The organism is Cohnella sp. GCM10020058 (assembly GCF_042683485.1).
Lineage (GTDB): Bacteria > Bacillota > Bacilli > Paenibacillales > Paenibacillaceae > Cohnella.
The window spans coordinates 239,849-261,308 of record NZ_JBHUJV010000010.1 but is presented as its reverse complement, the minus strand read 5'-3'; the positions used below and the strand labels follow the sequence as shown (position 1 = coordinate 261,308).

Here is a 21,460-nt window from a genome sequence, read left to right as displayed (position 1 = left end):
TTCTTTCTCGTTTTGGTTGGCTAACCTTAATTTCGAGAATGTGGGGAGGTACTCCTCTTTGGTGCGCCAAAAAAGTCAGTCGTAGCAAGGGGTTTGAATTATGAAATTGACTTAAAATGCATCTTTTTCGCCGACTCAGCCGAATTACCGTTGCAATCTCCAAAATTACCTGCATATTTGCATTTATTTGAGCAAGCGTCTCCCCCCGGCAGAAAATAAATGTAAAAATGCAGGCTTTTTGGCCAGTACCCTACGAATCTCGCTATATCGTTTCTTCTAACCGAACCAATTGTGAAGATACGGTAAACGACCTTGCGCCGTCCGTTCCGACAATGTTCACGTAGTACAGCTGCGTTCCGGGCGGAAGTTCGGCCCGAATCGTACCGCTTAACTCGTCGACGATTGCCGAAACGGTGACCCATGGCGTGGTCGCCCGGCAAGCGCCGTTTTCGCCGTCGACGGCATAGGATAGCCCGCTCTTGGAGCAGCGGACGTATGCCTGCGTTACGGAGATGCCTAACGGGGACTTAAAAGCCAGCTCGATCCCGCGACCGGCCGACGCCGTAGGATGGCGGACAATTCGGATTAGCCCGGGCCCTCCCTTCGTCACGCCGTCAGCGAATTGGTAAATTTCCGAAGGCGCCCAGCCTTCGGCATGTCCGTGCCCCATATCGGGCAGCAGGCACAGGCTCCCTCCGGTCGCGGCGGCGGACTTGCTCGTGGCGTCCGGGGAGAAAGCATAGTCGAGATCGCCGTTAAGCCATAGCGTGGGCATCTTAACGGCATCGAAGTAGACGGATGGGTCCCACAGCGAAGCGATGGGAACCGGCGCCATCTTCGATCGGAAGTCGCCATGGGATTCCTGCAAATAACCCGAGCCGTATACCGGAACGGCAAAGGCGAAACGCTCCTCCTGCCCGATGGCGAGACTGGCGATAAATCCGCCCCAGGAGATGCCGACGATCCCGATCTTGCCGCTGTCGATCCTGTCGTCTGCGCGAAGGATCGTGCCCGCGAGCAGCGCCTTGGCGACGGCAAAGTACATCCACTGCTCCGACAAAGGCCGATCAATCGTCGAGAATGTCGGATCGCCCTTGGGACCGGCCAGCTCGGAATCGTCCCGCTCATAATCCCAGCTCCCCGGCGCGGACGGCTTGTTTCCTTCCGTATCGATGGCGATGGCCGCATAACCGAAGGCGCGCCACTTGTCCGCCCATTCGGCGAACGCCGTGCCGAGACCGCCGTGAACGAGCACGACGGCAGGCACAGGCGATGCGGCGGAAGCGGCTGCGGGAACGCTCATATAGGCGAATACCCGCGTCGGCTGGCCGAGGTAGTCGAGGCCTCGAAAATACAAGGCCTTGACGATGTCCCCCGAAGCGGACCGGTAATCCAGCTCCGGGCAAGGAGCGACGGCGGGCATGCGATAGACGGGAGAGTCCCGATCGAACAGCCGCTTCCCGCCTGCAAGCGAACCATGCGAATCACGCGAACCACGCGAGCCACGCGAATCTTGCGAATCTCGCGAATCTTGCGAATCTCGCGAGCCATGCGAATTATGCCAATCACGCGAGTTATGCGAATCATTCGAGTCATACGAATCTTGCGAATCAAGCGAACCCTGCGAATCATTCGAGCCACACGAACCATGCAAATCATTCGAGCCACGCGAGTCTTGCGAATCTCGCGAGTCACACGAATCTTGCGAATCATAGTACGCACTCATTCGAAAATCTTGACCTCCCTGATTTGCGACGTTCCGTTCCACCCGCTCGCGATGTCCAGCTTCACGTATCTGGCGCTCGCGGCCGGGAACGTGTAGGTCGTATCGTTCTCGCCGTCGTTTTTCGCGATGTACACGGTCGTCCAACTGACGCCGTCGGCCGACACCTTAATGCTGAACGCTGCAGGCCCCAGCTTTTGCGCGAACGCGTTGTTGCGGGCGAATACCTCGATGGCTCCTACGCTTTTGACGGCGCCCAGGTCGAATTGTATCCAGGACGGCGGAGCGCCGACGCTCGACCACATGTTGCTATCGGAATCGGCAATGCCGTCCATCGCCTTTCCCGCCTCGTAGCCCGCTCCCTCCGACGACGCGGTGGCCGCTGTGATCGGCAGCTCCTTCAAAGCTTGGCGGAACGCGAGCTCCTTGATCGCCACCTGATCGCCATAACCCTCCGTAATGCTCAGCCGAATATAACGCCCGTTCGCCGGCGTCCAGGAATAGCTGCCGAAGCGGTTGCCTTGGTCGGCGACGGTGAGCACGGGCGCGCTCCAGGTCGTCCCGTCAGACGATACCTGTACCGTGAACGCCTTCGGTCCGGCGCCGCGCCACTGGATATCGTCCACCGCCAGCCACGAATCGGCAGCCCCATCCACCGCCTGAAAATAAACCTTCGTGCCGACATAAGCGGATACGTCCCACGTCTCCGCCACGAACGAATCGCTCTGCGGCGGCTTGGCGCTGAACAAGATGGCGTCATCCGACGCTCTTCGCAAATAGTAAAAGTTCTGGTCGTTCGTACCCGAAGGGCCGTCGTAACCGGCCTTGCGGAAAGAAAACGTCCCGCTCTCCAGCGTAAAGCGCTCGCTCGTCAGCGTCCCCGTCGGCGCATTGCCGTTCAGATAAGAGGCCGCATAACGCGATCCGCGGAACCCGCTCACGCTTCCGTTCGGATCGTGCAGCAGCGGGAACGAGCCGAAGGCCGTGCCGGTCGTCGTCCAGCCTGCCCAAGTGCCGATCTCGAAGTCGAAGTTGCCGAGCAGCTGCAGGTCGTCGAACGCAATCCAGCCTGCGCTGCCGTCCGAGGCATCGGTATCTTCCACCTTGAAATAAACTTCCTCGCCGATGTACGCGGACACGTCCCAATAAGTCGTCGTGAAATGATCGCTTTGCGGCGGTTTGCCTACGATGAGCGGCGTATCGTCCGAAGCGCGCATGAGCCAGTAGTAATTCTGGTTGTTGCTGCCGCCCGGTCCGTCGTAGCCCGCGCCGCGAAACGACAGGATCGGCTTGTCGACGACGAAGCTTCGGCTGGTCAAGATTCCCGTCGCTGTATTGCCTTCGGCATGCGTCGAAGCGAAATATTTGCCGTCGTAGCCGGGCACGGACGCCACGCTCTTGCCCCAGGGACGCGTCGGATCCGTCTTCTGATAGGTCGGCGACAACCCGAAGCCCGTCCCGGTGACGGTCCAGCCGGCATAGGTGCCGCGTTCGAAGCCTAGATCGCCGCTATATTGGACATCGTCGATCCCAAGCCAGGCACCCGTGCTTGCGCCGTTTCCGTCAACGACTTGCATATACACGCGCGTCCCCATGTAAGCCGATACGTCCCAGTTTACAAGCTGGAAGCTGCCGCTTTGCGGCGGCTTGGCCGTTAGCAATATGGCGTCATCGGACGCTCTTCGCAGATAGACGAAGTTTTTGCCGTCGGTGCCGCTCGTTCCGTCGAAGCCGGCGATGCGGAAGGTCAGCAATTGTTTCTCGGGCAAAAACTGGCGCGATGTAAGCGTGCCTGTAGCAGCCTGCCCCCCGGCAAGGGAATCCGCCCAATAAACGCCACGCACCCCAGTCACCGTCCCGCCGTGATCCGCGCTCGAAGGCGCCGATCCGAATGCCGTGCCGGAAGCGTTCCAGCCTGCAAAGGTACCTTGCTCGAACGAGAAATCGGCGACCGCTCCCTTGTCTTTGTAGTTGCTGAGCGAGACGCTGTCGAAGCCGATCCAGCCGTACGCGGCATCGACGTCGGCATCCGTCGCCTCCAGATACGCCTCCGTTCCGATCCATGCCTGCACGTCGAGCTGCCGCGTCGCGAGCGAGTCGCTTTGCGGCGGGCGGACGACATAGAGCGGCGTGTTGTCGGACGCGCGTTTAATCATGATGTAATTTTGTCCGTTCGTGCCTGAAGGGCCGTCGTAGCCGGCGATTCGCAGGCTCAATACGTCTTTGTCGATCATGAAGTTCGGACTGCGCAGCTTGCCCGTGATCGAGTCGTCGCCCCATCTCGAATCGGCCCAGAACTTGCCTTTGATATTCGTCACCGAGCCGCCGTGCGTTCCCGAGCTCGGAGCCGTGCCGAACGCGGCGCCGGTGACGGTCCAGCCGTCGTATCGCCCGTCCTCGAACGAGAATAGCTCGTTCTCGTCGGCATCGGCGTACGGATACAAGTCCATGCCGGCGACCGGGTACGCTTTGCCGAGATCGACGGTCAGCACTTGCGGATTCGCCGCCGACGCGCCGCCGCCCAGCCAGTAGCCCGAGTCTTCCTTCAGGCCTTCGGCCACCTTATCCGGCGTATAGGGCTTCTCGGCCATGCCGGCCGATACGCCGGCGATCGGCAAATACCCGTAGGGCAGCGCCTGCAGCGTTAGCGGCTGCGAAGAAGAAGCGATAAAAGCAATCGACTTTTGCGGCGTATTAAGCGAGAGCTCCCGCACGGTACCGCCGCTGACATGGTTCCACGGCGTGGTGACATCCAACGTCACCGCCTGACCGTTCAGACCGGCGCCGGTCTTGATCGTCATCGTCTGCCCGTTCCCCTGGTACTGGGGATCGGCGACCTCTCCGTTGGACGAATATTGACCGCCGGCCATATACTTCGGATCGGCGACGACGACGACCTTGCTGTCGTCCAGCTTGTTCGTGCCCATATAGGCCGCGTGGAAGCGATCGCCGTCGTACGCGACTTCCCGCACGATTCCCGCATGGTCGGCGAAGTCATGCAAGATTTTGCCCATGAACTCATCGTGGAAAAGCTCGCTGTCGCTGACGGGAATGGTGCTGAACAGCACTTTGCCGGCGCCGTAGTCGTATTCCGCCATGATCGTACGGCCGATGCCGTCGACCAGCACGGGCGTCGCCCCGCTGACGAGCGAGGTGAACGCCTGCGCCTGGCTGCCGTCTTCCACCGCGAACGTCGCCGTCTCTCCCGGCTTCAGGGAAGTCAGCCAGGCCGGCTTGTTGGCCGCCACGCTTGCCGTGCGGCTCGCGGTCGTCGTCGCCGCGGCGCCGCCGGACAGCCCCATCATCCAGTCGGACACGTTCGTGCCGCCTGAGATGGAGCGCGTCGACAGGTTCAGCTTGTAGTTGAAGCTGTCCTTGCCGAAGCCGACGATGGCGCCGCCGCCGTGAATCCAGCTCAGCAGGTTGCTCTGCGCCGTATCGGACGTGAGCGTCAGGCTGGCATTGGCCGTTACCAGCAGCTTATAGTTCGACAGCGCGCCGTCCTCGATCAGAAAATCGTCGACGATGTCCGGACTGTCGATGTAATGCGACCAGCTGGCGAACGGACGGACGTTAAAGCCGACGCCGTGATCCTTGTCGTAAATATTCATATAGTCGTCATAGCGATAGCCTTTGCGGTAGTTGCTGGAGTAAAAAGAATGATAGACGGCGACGTCGCTCTGCGCCGGCAGCGGGTCGACCGCCAGCAGCCGCTTCGTTTTCTCGGCGAGCTGGTTAAGCTCGTGCGTCGGCGTATAGCTGGCCGAAGGATCCCAGCCGGTCGTATGCGGCGCGCCGACCCAGCCGCTGCCGATAAAATCCTCGGCCAGATTGCTGTTGTTGAACGTGCCGATGCCCTTGGACATCAGTCCGAACATCGTGTCGTCGCTGATCTCGGCCGATTCATAGTTCGCGTTGTCCATCGCCGTATCGTAGCCGTAGAATCGGGCGGCGGCGGCCAGCGCCGCGGAGCCGAACACTTCGTCGGACGAGCTGCCCGCCAGGACGAACGGCTTGTAATCGCCGAACGCTCTCGCGATCAACCCCACGCTGGCCTGGCTCTCCATCGGGCTGAACAGATTCGTGCCGTCGATCTCGACGGACAGCGGCTTGTCCGTGACAGACCTGACGTCCGAAGCCGTCTGCCGCGCGAACGCCACGACATAGTCGCGGAGCCAGAACATGAGATCCGACCAGCTCTGCCGGGCATCGTAGGCGCCGGTCATGCCGGTCCTCAGCGGCAGCGGCGGCTGAACGCCGTTCCACGAAGCATAGGCGGTTCCCCATGCCGAATTCAGCGCGGCGAGGCTGACATAGTGCGCCTGCAGCCACTCCCGGAACCGCGCTTTGGCATTGTCGTCGTAAACGTACAAAGACGGATTCACGATATCGCCGCCGAATATTTCCATGCCGCCGAAAAATCCCGGGCCCGTAATCAAATGAGACCTGACATACGGATTGTCCGCGAAGTGTGCGGCGACTTTTTTAACGAAGGCTTTGGATATCGTCAAGTAATCGCTTGCAAAAGGATTGCCGCGGATCGAGGTGTCGAACGGATTGCCGTGCTCGTCCACCATCGGGTCGCTTAATTGCGGCCATGCGGTCGTCGTGAGACCGATATTCTGGCCCATGGCCATGTCGAAGCCGTGGCCGGCGAACCGCGCGACCGTCTCGTCCGCCTTCGCCCAATCGTAATTGGCATCGTCGTCCGGATCGCCGCCGTTCGGAAGGATCTGCGCCGCGTAATCGGGCGCATACCCGCCCAAAGCCATGTTGACCAATTGAACGTTCGCCTTTTTTAACGCATCGAAGCCCGCCTCGGTAAGCCTCGAAAAGTCGTAAGGATCGCCGGCGGCCAACGTGCCTACGCGATAAGGGTAAATCTCCGAAAACAGATAAGCCTCCCGAATTTGCATCTTTCCGCCAAAGCCCGCCGTCGCCTTGACCCGGATATATCGGGTTTTGAGCGGCGTCCAACTGCTGTAGGTCCGCTTGTCGGCCGTTAAATGAACCGTACGCTGGACCGTATACGAGACGCCGTCTGCGGACGTCTCGATCGTAAAGTCCTTCGGTCCGCTGCCGGTTTCGGGGAAAATCTCGATCGCGCCGGCATATTTCAGGCTGCCGAGATCAAAGGAAATCCACTGCGGGCTTGCGGCCGAAGGAGCGGCGTTCGCCGCCCACCGGTTTGTCCCGCTGTCGTAAATACGGTCTACGGCTTTGGCCGGCTCGTAGCTCGTCTGACTGGACGATGCCGCAGCATAGCTGATCGGCAATGCCGCATTGCTGGCGCTTGCCGGCCGGTCGCTCCCCAGCAAAGCGGCGATAACGACGATCGTTCCGGCTGCGCAGGCTTTTATCGTTTTCACAGGTACTCCGCCTCTCATTGTCGGTTAAATACCTTGCTTCGGAACCAGGCCGTGGACTTGACGGCATTTCCTTCCCGGATCAACTCGCCGATCTCGTCCATCGCCGCGTCGTCCAGCATACGCTCGATTCCTTGCAGGAACCGCACGCTTTCCCGAACTGCGCCCTGACCGTCTTCCCTGTAGGGGTATTGATCCATCGAGTACCAGCCCTCGTAGCCGGTCGTCTTCAGCCAGTAAAGCAGCTCGATATATTCGACAAAATGAATCGAGCCTACGATCATGTCGTCGTCCCAGGCTCTGTAGTTGTCGTTGAAATGCATGTGGAACAGCCTGTTCCCCGTCTGCTGCAGCAGCGCCGCCGCATCCGCCATGTTCTCGCCCGCCATGATCGAGTGGCCGGTATCGATCGTCACGCCGACGTTGGGCAGCGCTACGCCGACGGCGGTTAGCAGCGTATCGGCGGCGCGAGCCAGGTAGCTGTGCGTCCGGGGCTCTTTGACTTTATATTCGAGGCTGAAACGCAGGTCGGGATAGGCGGCGCACACTTTAGCCAAGCCTTCCTGCAGCCAGGCTCTCTCCTCCAGGAAATTACCTTGAAGCGGGTAATCGTAGCCGTCCTGTCCCGGCCAAATATTGATCAGCGGGCATTTCAATTTTCTAGCCACTTCCGCCATTTTCATCGTCTCTTCCAATGCCTGCTCCCGGACGGACGCGGACTTGGCCGCGAAGCTCCCGCCGCCCCACCGCTTCTGGGCGAACAAGTCGGGAATGATCGATACGCATTGCAGGTTGTTTTTATCGAGCAGATCCCCGACCTCCTCGACGGTGCTCTCCGTAATATCCCAGCTCCCGACAAGCTCCACGCCTTGAATCCCTTCGATCTCGGCCGCCTGGCGGAGCATCGCCGCCTGATCCGGCTGATCCTTGTAGCCCGAGCTTAAGAACCGGTCCCGGGTGTTCCCCAGATTGCCGAGAATGACTGCATACTTGTTCATGCCGACCGCTCCCTCGCGTTCATTTTTCGTACCGTAAAAACATAGCTGCCCGACCCGACCGCAAGCTCGGCATACCCGTCCTTCAGCACGCAGCCGTAGACGCCCGCCGTTCCTTCCACGTACCATCCCGCTTGCCAGATGGGGACGCGCTCCTCGCTAATCTCCCATTCTCCTTCGGGAACGGGCAGACAGACCGTGCCGCCTGCATTGGCCGGCAGCTCGACCTGCATCGTAAAGGCCCCCTCCTCTCGCTGCCACCGCACGGCCACCAGCCCCTTAACGGTTTGCAGGCTCGCGCCTGCGAATGCGAGATCTCCCGCCGGATAAGGCTTGATCCGGATCCGGTCGAATCCTTGCGCATCTTGCGCGAGGCCGATGCCGGCCAGATACTTGTACAGCCATGAGCCTACATGGGCGTGCATCGGGTGATTGCGCGAATTCATCGTATTGCCGATGTCCAGCTCCCATCGCTCCCATACCGTCGTCGCGCCGTTTAAGATCATGTAGCCCCAGCTCGGATACGTCGTCTGTGTCACGAGCCTGTAAGCCGTCTCGATCTGTCCGCGCTCGGCCAGCACCTCGAGCATATGCTTGGTGCACTGGTTGCCGGTGCTCAGATGATAGTCGTAACGATCGACGATATCGCGGACCAGATGGGCCAGGACGGCGGCGGCCCGTTCTTCGGGCACGAGTCCGAACCGGAGCGCGATGCTGGCCGGGCCTTGGCCTCCGCCTGCGTACCGGCCCGTCTGCGCATCGAGAAAAGCCGCGTTAAAAGCCCGCTTGATGCTGTCCGCCAACGCCGCAAATCGCGATGCTTCGTCCGGCAGTTCCAGAATATCCGCCGCCCGGGACAGCAGCGTCGCATTCCAATAGAAGTGCGCGGTCGAGACCAGCGCGCCGGGCGTATGCTGCGAGACCGCACCATCGCCTTCGCCGTTCGGCTCGCAATCAACGACGGGCGAGGCCCAGTCGCCGTAGTAGCTGCGCCTCACGATGAAGTCCTCCGCTTCCTCCTCCAGGCACCGATTCCACACCTTCATCCCTTCATAATGCCTGCGCAGCGCGTTCTTGTTCCCGTAATGCCCGTACAGCATCAGCGGAATCGTCAGGTAGCAGCTCGCCACCGGATCGGCCGGCCGGAAGCCCCAGCGGTAGGGCGCCGTGTCGGCGATCGCGCCTGTCCGTTCGTCCTGCGTATCCGCGATGTCGTCCAGCCACTTCGGATAAAACCGCGACATGTCGAAGTTGTAGAACGCCTCCTCGGCTCTCGCCGTCGCATCGTTGAGCCAGGCCATCCGCTCGTCCCGCTGCGGGCAATCCGTCGGCATACCGTGAAGATTGCTTGCCTCCGTCCACCAGACGTTGCGATGGAGTCGGTTAACCAGCTCGTCGCTGCATGCGAAGTCTCCCGAGGCGAGGACGGAGGAGCGCACGATCTGGGCGACGATCCGCTCGACCTCAACCTGCCCCGCCGCAATCTCCACCTGCACGTACCGGAACCCGTGATAAGTAAATCTGGGCGCATAAGCCTCCTCCCCGCCTCCGCGCAAGATATAAGTGTCCGTCGCCTCGGCCAGTCTGAGGTTGTCCTGATCCACATAGCCGTCGTCATGCAGCGTCTCGGCATATCTCATCGTGACGGCTGCGCCGCGCGCGCCGTTCACGGTCAGCTGCGCCCAGCCGGCCATGTTCTGTCCGAAATCGTACACGCGCACCTTGTCGCCTTGCAGTCGGCTTCCGATCGGCTCCAGCTCACCCATCACCCGGATCGGCTCCATCGTCTGCGAGACGAGCTCTCCGCCCGGACCGTCCGTCGCCGATGCGGTAATCCATCCGTTCGCCCGGTGATTGTAGCGGGCCATATCGTAATCGGCGGTATCCCAGCCTTCCTTCTCCAGCCTGGCGTCGTACGTTTCCCCGCCGTAGATGCTGTTGCTTACGATCGGACCTTGCGCGATATGCCAGCCTTTGTCCCAATTCCACGCCGTTGTGATTTCCTCCCGCGAGCCGTCCTCCAGCTCGATATTCAGCTGAATGCGCGCCTTCGGCGCGCCGTACCAGCCGTTGCCCAGGACGAGGCCGACGACATGTTCGCCGGCATGCAGGCGGTCCGTCACGTCGAAGGCTACATAGAGCACCCTCTTGGCGTAGTCGGTCGGGCCCGGATCGAGCACATGATCGCCGACCTTGCTGCCGTTCAGCCTCAGCTCGAAGTAACCGAGCCCGGCCACATAGGCCCTGGCCTTCACCGCTCTCTTCTCCAGCCGAAACGCCTTGCGCAGCAGCACCGACGCGCCGTTCCAGCCGCCGGCCGGACCGATCCAGCCTCCCTTCCAGTCTCCCGGCTCAAGCAGGCCCATTTCGAAGGAAGCCATATGGCTGAATAAACCTTCGCGTCCGTCTGCATCCCAGACCTTTACCTTCCAGTAGCAGGCTTCGCCGCTGGCGAGCGCCGCCCCGCCGTACGCGATGCCGCAGGACAACGCCGACTCGATCTTGCCGGTATCCCACAAGTCGCCGCGGTCCGCCTCCAGCAGCTCGGTCGAGCTCGCCGCGACAATCCGGTATGCCGTCTGGCGTTGGCCCCTCTCTGTATGTATCATCGCCCACCCGAGCTGCGGGCGCTTTTCTTCAATCCCGATGGGATTGACCGCGTACTCGCACGTTAACGACACCGTTTCAAACGGACAACCGCTGTCTTGTTCCATAGGAAGCCTCCGCCTTCAAATTCGACGCGTTCGACGCACGCCCGTAACGGCCGTGCCGTATCCGTCGCCTTGATTATGGCAAGCGCGGGGCTTCGCTTTAAAGTTTAAGATCACGTCCTTTGTTTATTTAACTGCACTTCCGGCCTCTAAATTTCCGCAAAAAAGGCCTGTGCGCTCACAGGCCGAATTTGGTTCGATATTCGCTTGTTGTCATGCCGAACTTGGCTTTGAACAGCGTATATAAGTAATTTTTATTTTCCCAGCCGATCTCCTCGGCGATCTCGGCGATGTTCTTCTTTGTCGTGCTCAGCAGCTGGGCCGCCCGATTCAGCCTGATCTCGTTCAGATACTCGCCGAAGGACTGGGCGTACGTCTCCTTGAATATTCGGCCCACGTAGTCCTTCGATACGTTCAGATCGCTGGCGACCCCTTCCTGGCACAAGCCTTTGTTGCGGTAATCCGTCTCCAGGATGAGAATGATCTTTTCCGCCAGGGCGTTCTTGCGTTTAAACTTCTTTTGCTTCACGATTTCTGCGATTGAGGCGAACATTTCCATGAATTTGACGTTGACCTGCTCGAGCGTCTCGCAGGCGACGATCTCCTGCGTGAACGGCTGGATCTCGAGGGGCAGCTTGTCGTAGCCTTTGGACTCCAGATCGTTGACCTTCATATAGATCAGGTAGCAGAAATAGAGCAGGTAGGAAGCGACGTCATCGTACGTATAACGCGAGATGTGCCGGACGATATTCGAATAGTGGCGGATACAGTCGTCCAGCTTGCCTGCGGACAGGCTCTCGTCCAGTTGACGCTCGAGGCCCACGGGCCTCTCGAATACATCCGTGCTGACGGCATCCGCAGCCTCCGGCGTCAATATGGATCGATGTCCGTAAATGAAACGGTACTTCGACAGTTCAACCGCGTTTTGGTAGGCGGCATGAATCTCCGATACGTCCGGCACGAGATATCCGATGGCGACCGTGAGCGCGAGTCCGGTCTTTTCGGCGAACCATTCCTGAATGCTTCGCATCAGCCCCGGCACCTGCGAATACGCACCCACGGCATCGTCCGACCGGCTCTGCGCGATCAGAATCAGCTGGCGATCGCCCAGGACGACGAATTCGTGGCGGAACTGCCCGTCGATCATCTCGCCGCTTACGTTCCCGACCATATACCGGAACAGCTCCTGATCCCGCAAGCTGAAGCGGCGCTGGAACGCATCCAAATCGTCGATCGCAAAATGACAGACGAACAGCGGACTGTGCGGCTGCAGATCGACATGAAGACGAAGAAACGTCTTCTCGATCTGTTCCCGACTCAGGCTGTTATCGGTGAGCACATGACGGAGCTCCTGCTGCTTCAGCCGAGAGTCATTCTCGTTTTTGGCGATTTTCAACGACTTGGCCGATTCGATGTTATCCATAAATACCCTGGACAGAAATTCGATCTCGCTGATCTGCGCTCCGGCCGGATCTGCATTGACCGCGCTGCCGACCGTGCCGATCACCCGGCGCAACGGAGAGTACAGGTGCTTGGACAGAAAATAGGCCAGCACCAGCCCGATGGCGGCGATGACGACACAAGCCAAATAAGTCGCCAGCCTGAGCTTGTTAATGTCCTTGACGATTTCTTGCAAAGGCGTAGCGCTTACAAACTTCCAGTCCAAAATGTCCGAAGATACGTAGGTAATCAGCTTGCTGTCTTTTCCGGAACCGGCTTTGAAGTACCCGGACTTCTCCGTGCTGCCCGCGACCCGCTGTATGGAAGCCTTGCCGAGCGGCCCTGCCTGCTCCGCATCGGCATGCAATCCGTCGCTGATGAGACCGCCGCCGGTGACGATCGCGACATCGTTGGACAGGGACGAGCCTTTATTTTTCAACTCCTTGATCAGACCCGTCAGATAGTCCACCTTCACGTTGATGACGATGGCGCTCTGAATGCGTCCGCTGTCGGCGTATCGATCGCAAATGAGATAAGTCAATACGTTCGTTGAGAGCCGGTTCGCGCCATTGTAGCTATTGAGCGGAATTTGCCGGGGAATCGGGGAGAACTCATAATCGGCCGGCAGCAGGTTCTGTTCGATGAGCTTCGCCAGATCCTGATCCGGAAAATGATCGGCGTCGACGATCGTTCCCGTCTTGGAAGAATAAAACCGGTCCTGCTCACCGTTGTATATGTATACGGAATAGATATAAGGAGACTGGTTGACCATCGTATCGATGATCTGAAGCTGCCCGTATGTCTCTTCCGGGTTGGCCGACGGCGCGTATCTCAGCGGAAGATTGTTAGGGTCGGAATAAATGGTGGCGGCGAAGCTTCTCACCGCATCGTTCATATAATTCGCGCTGTAACTGATCTGGGACAGCATATTCACGTTCGAATCGAATGTCATTCTGGATCCGATCTTCTCAAAATTCCGATTGAGGATCAGAGATTGCACGAAAAGAACGACGGCGATCAGAACCGAAATGTAGAGAATCATCTTCTTGTACATGCTGTAGGAACGGTTCAAAAATCTCATCGCTGCAGACTCCTTTGCTGGGCTACCCCTATCATAACGCCTTCCGCGCGGAAAATGGGAAAGAAATCAGAGCCAGGCGGAGCGCCGGCATCGCCGCGCGCTCGCTGACTCCGACTTCAGAATCCGGATTCACTCGTTTTATTTTTGCGCTTTCCAGGCATCGATCTGCCGCTGCATTTCCTGTACGATCTCCTTGGCGCCGGCTTTGTTCAGCTTGTCGGTGAACTCGGCGAGCGCCTTGTCCGTGTCGAGCGAGCCCGATCCGAGCGCGGGCATATATTGATCGAAGATCGCCGTGACGCTAGCCACCTGCGTCTTCACCGCATCCGGATTAAAGACGAAGCCGAGGATCGGCGACAGCTTCGCAGTGTCCACGAACGCCTTCTGGGCCTCGACCTGCGCGACGCGGTCCGGGCTGTAGTCGTACAGCATCCACGGATCCGCGAACAGCCAGCCGCCGCCGTTCAGATCGTAGCCGTTGGTCTCCGCCGTGACGCCGTCCGGACGCTTGATGATCTTGATGTCCGAGGAACTGTCGACGACCGCGTAATGCTTGCCTTCGATCCCGAACGCGAACAGGTTGAGCAGCGCGGGATCCGAGTTCACCAGGTCCAGCAGCATCATCGCTCTTTCGGGATTTTTGCTCGTTTTGCTGATGGCGGTCATGCTGGAGAAAATGCCGGAAGTCGTGATCTCGGGTTCCGTCGTCGTGACCTGGTAAATATCGAAGCCGTAGTTGTTTTTGAACGACACATCCCAGCCAGGCGCGGCATTGTCGACAATGCCGGCGAATTTCTTGGCCTTCAGCGGGGTATCGGAATCCTTCAGCGAGACGGAGTCCTTGTTGATGAAGCCCTTCTCGTTCCAGCTTCTCATGAGCTCCGCGTACTGCTTAAACTCGGGCGTCTCATATTGATTGACGACCGTAAGCGAGTCGTCGCCCTGCTTGACGGCGCCCGGGAGCTTGTTGTCGATGAACATATAAGGAAGCGTATACATAGCCAAATAAGAGCGCTGGTTGTTATCCATGCCGACGGGAATAATCCCCTTCTCGTTCTGTACGATCTGTGCGTACAGCGGCTCGAAGTCCACCAGCTTCTTGATGCCGGTCGGATCGAACCGATACTTGTCGGCGAGCTCCTTGCTGACGTCGATCCCGCGCTGCAGCGCCATCGCGCTGATGTTGTACGGAATCGCGTACAGCTTGCCGTTGACCTGCGCGGAAGGCAGGTACTTGCCGAACTTCTCCTTCAAATGCGGGCCGTACTGATCGAGCAGATCGTTCAAGGGGACATACGCGCCTTTGCCGGCATTGGTAATGTAGTTGTTGAACCACGATGCCGTGAAGACGAGGTCGAGATTTTCCCCCGTCGCCGTCATCGCGTTGATCTTTTGCTCGAAGGAGCTCCAATCGATGAACTTGATTTTGACGGTTGCGTTGATCTTCTCCTTCAGATATTTGTCGATCTCGGCTTCCACCAGCTCGGTGTCTTTCTGAGGCGTGCCGGGAACGTACCAAGACAGCTCCACCGGCGCCAGATTGGCCGGGGACGGCGCTGAAGCGGATGCGGTCGCGCTTGTCGAAGCCCCCGCGGACGCAGAAGCTTTTACCGTCTCTGAAGCGGCGCTATTCTCTCCGTTATTGTTGCCGCAGCCGGCCAGCACCATCGTCCCCGCCATGCATGCGGACAAGACCAACCCTTGCCATTGCTTTGCCCTTTTCATTTTCTTTCCTCCCTGTGTCTGTGTGTGGCTGTCCATCTATACTTATCCGGGCTCCCGGTATAAGCCGTTATCGTTATCCTTTGACCGCGCCGACCTTGAGCCCCGCCACGAAGTACCGCTGTACGAATAAGAAAACGAACAGGATCGGTCCGGTTGCGAGGACGGCGATGGCCATCCTGGTGTTCTCGCCGGGCAGATGGATCGCCATCCCCGGCATCGGATTCGCTTTGATCGCCGACAAGTTCTGCATGATGGTGTACAGCAAATATTGCAGCGGAAACTTGTGACTGTCGTCCAGGTACAGAAGCGCCAGATACCAGTCGTTCCAGTACATTAAAATAATGAACAAGCCGACGGTGGCGATTGCGGGGAGCGACAGCGGGAGCACGATATTCCATAAAATTCTCAGCTCGCCGGCTCCCTCCAGCTTGGCGCTCTCTAGCAGCGGCTCCGGTATTTCGGAAAAGTAAGTTCGAAGGAGCAGCACGAACCACGGTACGATCAAATACGGAAGAATGAGCGAACCCAGGCTGTTTTTGAGATGCAGCGTTTGGGTGACCAGCATATAGCTGGGCACCAGTCCGCCGTTGAACAGCATCGTGAAGTAGATAAAAAACGCGAAGCCGCGCCGGTACGCGAAGTCCCGTCGGGACAGCGCATACGCGAGACAGGACGAGATCAACAGGCTGAGCGCCGTACCGACGATCGTGACGATAATGGTCACTTCATAGGCCGAAAAAATCTGCGACGGATTCGATAGAATATAGCGGTAAGCATACAAGCTGATCGCCTTCGGAATGATCGTATAGCCGTATTCGGCAATTGCCGTCTCTTCCGACAACGATGCAGATACGACGAGAAGCAGCGGAACGATGCAGACGACGGCGAGTAGAAGCAGCGTCAGGTGAACGAACCCTCGGCCCCATTCAATTTTGCGGCTCATAGCCATTACATCCTTTCTCAGAACAAAGCGTTTTCCGGATTTACCTTTTTAACGAGCCAGTTGGATATGCACACGAGGATAAGCCCGCATACCGCCTGGTACAAGCCTGCCGCCGTGGCCATGCCCGCATCGCCCAGCACGCGGAAGGTGCGGAATACGTAGGTGTCGATGACGTCGGTCGTACTGTACAACGCGCCGCTGTTCTGCGTCACGTTGAAGAATAAGCCGAAATCCGCGAAAAAAATTCTTCCCACCTGCATCAGCACCATAATGGTGACGAGCGGGACGAGCAGCGGCAGCGTGATCTTGCGGATCTGCTGGAGCCTGGTCGCCCCGTCCATCGTCGCCGCCTCGTAATACTCCTTGTCGATGCCCAGCATCCCCGCCAAGTAAATGAGACTGAAGTAGCCGACGTTTTTCCATACATAGACGAGGATCAGTATCGCAGGCCAGTATTGCGGCTTCGTATACCACTGAACGGCATCCAGCCCTGCGGCCTCGAGCAATCGGTTCACCGTGCCGGTATCGTAGTTGAGCAGCGCATAAGCGAAGTAGCCGACGATAACCCAGGAGATGAAGTAAGGAAAAAACAGCACCGATTGATAGGACTTCACGAGCCACTTGTTGCGAACCTCCATCATTAGCAAGGCGACGGCGATCGAACCGAGAAGCGAGAACACGATGAACAGGGCATTTAAATAGACCGTGTTGATCGTGCTGTTGAACGCATCCCGCGTCGCGAACAAATACTTGAAGTTGTCGAAGCCCGACCAGGGGCTGCCGAATATGCCGTCCGTAAAGTTGTATCGCTTGAATGCGAGTACGACGCCGAACATGGGCAGGTAAGAGAACAGGATGACGGCGATCGTAGCCGGCGCGGCCAACAACAACAGCCATTTGTTGCGCTCTAATGTAACGATGAAGCTTGATCGGCTGGTGCGGCGGCTGCCCTGTATGCGCACCGATTTCATTGCTCGCGAGCCCCTTTCCTGGGAAGATAGGCTCATCTTAGCATCGGTTTTCGCCGGTTCGGTAGTTTAAATCCACGATCGAACTTTGTTTTGACGATGTGCGGGCTTTAGATTGCCGTACGGGTCGGAAGTGCAGCCCGATTATGGGAGCGCTCGTCCGGATGCCGATGCTGTTGAATAGGAATATAGGGGGACATGCGAGAGAGGCAGCAAGGAGAAGGACTTGGGATATGGCTGAGGACGGAAGCGATGGTACGTTAGCGGGCGCAATTCAACTCGAAGAGCAGCAGGAATAAATTGGCACACAACAAGATGCTGCCAAGATATTCATGCCGCCGTTTTTAGCGCCGATATTCAGTTTACAGACCTGTCACTCCGTCTTTACCCACTCAATCCAACACTCAAACATGCGATGGGGGTTTTTTTCTTGAAAAAATTCAGTTCGGTGGCAATGGCGCTTGTTCTGGCGCTCGGTGTCGTCTATGGTTTCTCGTCTAACATCGACAAGCCGGCATTCGCCGCAACCAGCACGACCTCGCAAGTGTTCTCCGCCGCCGCCGACTTCGGAACTGTGCAGGGCCAGCATCAATGGTACTATCAGAAGCTCGTAGGCTCCGTGTACACGGATCTTGTATATAATGCCGCGAACAAGCGCTGGCAGCCTGCCGACGCCAGTTATCCATGGGTGTCGGGCGATAAGCAGTATCCGGACGAGAACGCCGACTCCGTCCTCAAGTGGGTAGCGCCGGACAAGGGCACAATCGCGATTACCGGAGAGGTATCCAGAAGCTCCGAGCTTGGGGACGGCATCGTCGTTACGGTGCTCAAGGACAGCAAGATGCTGTGGAAAAATACGCTGACCTATGTTAAAGGCTACGCGCCGAAGAGCGTCGGAAGCGTCCCGGTCGAAAAAGGAACGGCCATCTATTTCATCGTGAACCGCAGAAATACGGCCGTCGGCGACGAGACGCTCTGGAGTCCGACCATCGAATTTCAATCCGATGCACCGGCTGTAACGCCGACACCGACACCAACCCCAACGCCAACTCCTACGCCAACGGCTAAACCGACTGCTACGCCTACACCGACACCTACGCCATCACCGGTCGCCAAGCCAACCACAACGGCAGCGCCCGCTCTCACGCCGACACCAACGCCTACGGCCAAGCCGACTGCAACGGCCTCGCCAACCCCAACGCCGACGCCTGCAGCAGGCATCGACGTGACGAGCTGCGGCGCCATCCCTGACGACGGCAAGGACGACTATGCCGCCTTTGTCACCTGCCTGACCAAAGCCAAGTCGCAAAGCAAGCTCGTGACCGTGCCGGCCGGCAATTTCACGCTCGGCAAAATCCTGACGCTTGACGGCATCAGCCTGCGCGGCGCCGGCATGGACAAGACGACGCTCACCTCCACCGATCCGCAGAACGGCTCCATCGACATCAAGGGCGACGGCGTCACGCTGAGCGGCATCAAGCATGCGTATGCGACGACCGTCCCGCGCGGCAACGGCGCAAACGAGAAGAACAGCATCACCGTCCGCAGCGCTACGAATTTTGTCATCGACAGCGTATATGTCTACAAGTCCAGCACGGCCGGCATCATGGTTACCTATGAAGCCAAGGGCGGCCGGATCACGAATAATGTCGTCGACTCGACGGGCGCCGACGGCATTCATATGACGAACGGCAGCAGCGATATCACGGTCGAGGGCAACCTGGTGAAGGGCGTCGGCGACGATACGATCGCGGTCGTCAGCTACGACGAGCCGGCCGTCAAGAACATTACGATCCGCAACAACGATGTCGGATACGGCTCGCTGGCGCGGGGCATCTCCGTCGTCGGAGGCACAGACGTGCTGATCGAAGGCAACTCCGTCAAGGATACGCAAATGGCCGGCATCTATATCGCCTGCGAAGGCTCCTACAATACGACCAACGTCAAAAACGTTACGGTGAAAGGCAATACGGTCGACCACACAGGCATCCAGGAGCCGCAGAACCATCCGAACGTGCTCGTCTATGCGTCGACCGGCGTGATCGACAACGTTACCTTTACGGGCAACACGATCAAAAACGCCGCACACCGCGGAATCGGAGTATGGGGCGACGGTCAGATCAAGGACATTTACTTCACGGGCAATACGCTGATCAACGACAAGGGCGCCAACACGACGTTCAAGAACGGCACGATCCACTTGAAGGATAACATCGGTTTCTAAGCTTGGCCGACTGCATCTGACTGACAGCTGGACAAGTACTCTATTGCCAAGAGACGCTGTACAACGTCACATGGCGGGACTTCGCCGCCAGCCGTGGCAAAGAGACGCTGTACAGCGCCACTTGGCGGGATCTTTGCCGCCAGCCGCGGCAAAGAGACGCTGTACAGCGTCACACGGCGGGACCTCGCCGCCAACCGTGGCAAAGAGACGCTGTACAGCGCCACTTGGCGGGCCCCCGCCGCCAACCGAGGCAAAGAGACGCTGCACAGCGTCACATGGCGGGACTTCGCCGCCAACCTTGGCAAAGAAACGCTGTACAGCGCCACATGGCTGGATCCCGCCGCCAACCTTGGCAAAGAGACGCTATACAGCGCCACATGGCTGGATCCCGCCGCCAACCTTGGCAAAGAAACGCTGTACAGCGCCACATGGCTGGATCCCGCCGCCAACCTTGGCAAAGAGACGCTATAAAGCGCCACATGGCTGGATCCCGCAGCCAACCTCGGCCAAGAGACGAAGCGGCCTTAAGACAGCCCCGATACTCATTTCGCTTCATATAAATAAATCCGCCAAGCCGACTGCGCGTTGTCGAAAGCCTTCAGCAGTCGAAGGCCGTCTTCTTCGGCATTCACAATGGGAACGGCGGAGAAAATATAGCTGCCTCCCATCGCCTTAAACGCATCCATATTCAACTGCAAATCGCTGATTCGCGCGGAAGCGTCCTTTTTGAATTCGGCATTCTTTCCAAGCTCGCTCACGAACAGATAGCAGCGGCTGCCCCATTCGTCGAAATAAGCTTTTAATTCCGGACTTTTGTCCAGCTCCTTGGCGATGATGCTCCGGAACGCATGCTTGTACGTCAGCGGATAATAGTTATTGTACGAATCCAGCGTATAGAAGCCGTTAAATTGCGCAATGGACGGATGCAGGCCGATGCTGGCGACCCGGTAGGAATCGAGAGGCTTGCCGATATAGGCCCGGATCTGCCGGAACTGGTCCACCGCGTAAAACTGTCTGATCGACGGCTGCCCATCGAAGCGGTACACGATCTCGTCATTGCAGAAGAAGAGGAAAACGACCTGTGCAATCAGAAAAAAGTGCACGCGCTTGTGCCACTTGCCGCCCAGCCGCCAGAGGACGTACAGGCCAAGCGCAAAACTGACGTAAATGACGAGCGGATGCAAAAAGTGAAACCGGCCGAAATTAAACGTCGTCAACAAAGAGAAGCGTTCCTTGATCGGCTCCCACGCTTTGTAAAACCAGAAGGCGTACCACAAGGACAACATGAAATTAAGCCCCAGCAAATAAACGAAGCTTTTGTCGGTGCGCCAGCTTTTACGCTCGTAGACCATCTTTAAAGCAATCAAGAAAACGGGCAGAATCACAACGGCCTGCATCGTTAATACATGACTGTGACCCCACAAAAAATTAATGAGGGCGAGTCCGATCGTCTTCAACAAACCATTCGTGGATTCGACGAATTCGGATCGGCTGGTCGGAACGTCCGTTGCGACGAGTCCCAGAACAAGCCGATATTCGATCGCTAAAAAAAGGGCTGTCATAAAGGCGATGCTCCCCAGGAAAACCGGGTTCCAGCCGCGCTTTTTGACAACGTCCCGCAACCACAGCCCCCCCATCGCCGCGAGGAAAAAGAAAAATCCGAGGACAAAGCTGGCGTACAGCGGCAGGAGAGCGATAACGGCCCACGACCGCCAACCATGCGCCCTGCTGCGAATATTCAAAAAAGCCCAAAGCGCCAATGGCTGTCCCAATGTACTGAGCATGCCCGACGGCCAAAACGGCGTCAAGGAAAAAGCAAGCGCAACGCCGAGGCGAATCAGGCCGGCGTCTTGCTGCGCGAGCAGGTGCCTTTTAAGCAGCAGGTACATGCCGAAAAAAGCGACGATTCTCGTGATGAGTTGACTCGCCGCATAAGCCGTCATCGTGGGAAAAAGCGCGTACAGCCAGACGATGCCGCTGAACTCCGTCCCGTATGCGCCTCGCGGCAAACCGTTCATGACCTGCGGAACGACCGCATCGAGCGGCCCGAACAGCTCATGGCTGCGAAGCAGCACTTTATACCAGGCGACATTGGAGTCCAGATTGTCATGGATCCGGACGTGCGCATTTTCGCCCAGAATGAAAAGCGGCGAAAGATAAAGCAATATCATAAGAACAGAGGCCAGCAAAAATCGTTTTTCCATGATGTATTTTATCGCAGACTGCCGCATGATTGACCTGCCTATCCATTAAGATTGCCGACTGCCGATTGCCTTTTGCGACT

Annotated in this window: 11 protein-coding genes; 2 read left to right on the top strand and 9 right to left on the bottom strand. The window is 58.2% G+C overall.

Translation table 11 applies throughout. The features are described 5' to 3' along the window. Nucleotides 1–262: 262 nt before the first annotated feature. From ACFSR7_RS20930 to ACFSR7_RS20895, 8 genes are all read right to left on the bottom strand, one after another. A complete protein-coding gene (locus ACFSR7_RS20930; RefSeq protein ID WP_378164968.1) occupies nt 263–1,423 on the bottom strand; it encodes an alpha/beta hydrolase family protein in 1,161 nt (386 codons plus the stop codon). A gap of 299 nt (nt 1,424–1,722) precedes the next feature. After that, nucleotides 1,723–7,092, bottom strand: coding sequence for a discoidin domain-containing protein (locus ACFSR7_RS20925; RefSeq protein ID WP_378164966.1), 5,370 nt, complete (start codon nt 7,090–7,092; stop codon nt 1,723–1,725). Between the two features lie 14 nt (nt 7,093–7,106). Further along, on the bottom strand, nt 7,107–8,087 hold the full coding sequence (locus ACFSR7_RS20920; protein ID WP_378164964.1) for a sugar phosphate isomerase/epimerase family protein: 981 nt from the start codon (nt 8,085–8,087) through the stop codon (nt 7,107–7,109). After that, a complete protein-coding gene (locus ACFSR7_RS20915) occupies nt 8,084–10,798 on the bottom strand; it encodes an alpha-L-rhamnosidase (RefSeq protein ID WP_378164962.1) in 2,715 nt (904 codons plus the stop codon). The genes ACFSR7_RS20920 and ACFSR7_RS20915 overlap by 4 nt, the downstream gene beginning before the upstream one ends. A 175-nt stretch (nt 10,799–10,973) precedes the next feature. Further along, complete coding sequence (locus ACFSR7_RS20910; protein WP_378164960.1) at nt 10,974–13,316, bottom strand: helix-turn-helix domain-containing protein; 2,343 nt, start codon at nt 13,314–13,316, stop codon at nt 10,974–10,976. Nucleotides 13,317–13,454: 138 nt separating this feature from the next. Beyond that, nucleotides 13,455–15,041, bottom strand: a complete 1,587-nt coding sequence (locus ACFSR7_RS20905) for an ABC transporter substrate-binding protein (protein WP_378164958.1) — start codon at nt 15,039–15,041, stop codon at nt 13,455–13,457. Nucleotides 15,042–15,114: 73 nt separating this feature from the next. Then, nucleotides 15,115–15,984, bottom strand: a complete 870-nt coding sequence (locus tag ACFSR7_RS20900; RefSeq protein WP_378164957.1) for a carbohydrate ABC transporter permease — start codon at nt 15,982–15,984, stop codon at nt 15,115–15,117. A gap of 17 nt (nt 15,985–16,001) precedes the next feature. Beyond that, nucleotides 16,002–16,955 carry an ABC transporter permease gene (locus tag ACFSR7_RS20895; protein ID WP_378164955.1) on the bottom strand — a complete coding sequence of 318 codons (954 nt, stop codon included), beginning with the start codon at nt 16,953–16,955 and terminating at the stop codon, nt 16,002–16,004. A gap of 427 nt (nt 16,956–17,382) precedes the next feature. Between ACFSR7_RS20895 and ACFSR7_RS20890 the strand changes: the two genes are divergently transcribed. Next, the gene (locus ACFSR7_RS20890; RefSeq protein ID WP_378164954.1) at nt 17,383–19,176 is read left to right on the top strand and encodes a right-handed parallel beta-helix repeat-containing protein; all 1,794 of its coding nucleotides are present in this window, start codon (nt 17,383–17,385) and stop codon (nt 19,174–19,176) included. A 93-nt stretch (nt 19,177–19,269) separates the two neighbouring features. Next, complete coding sequence (locus ACFSR7_RS20885; RefSeq protein ID WP_378164952.1) at nt 19,270–19,647, top strand: hypothetical protein; 378 nt, start codon at nt 19,270–19,272, stop codon at nt 19,645–19,647. A 71-nt stretch (nt 19,648–19,718) separates the two neighbouring features. Here the strand turns inward: ACFSR7_RS20885 and ACFSR7_RS20880 are convergent, their stop codons facing one another. After that, nucleotides 19,719–21,380 (bottom strand): DUF6044 family protein, encoded by a 1,662-nt coding sequence (locus tag ACFSR7_RS20880; protein WP_378164950.1) that lies wholly within the window; start codon nt 21,378–21,380, stop codon nt 19,719–19,721. Between the last annotated feature and the right edge of the window lie 80 nt (nt 21,381–21,460).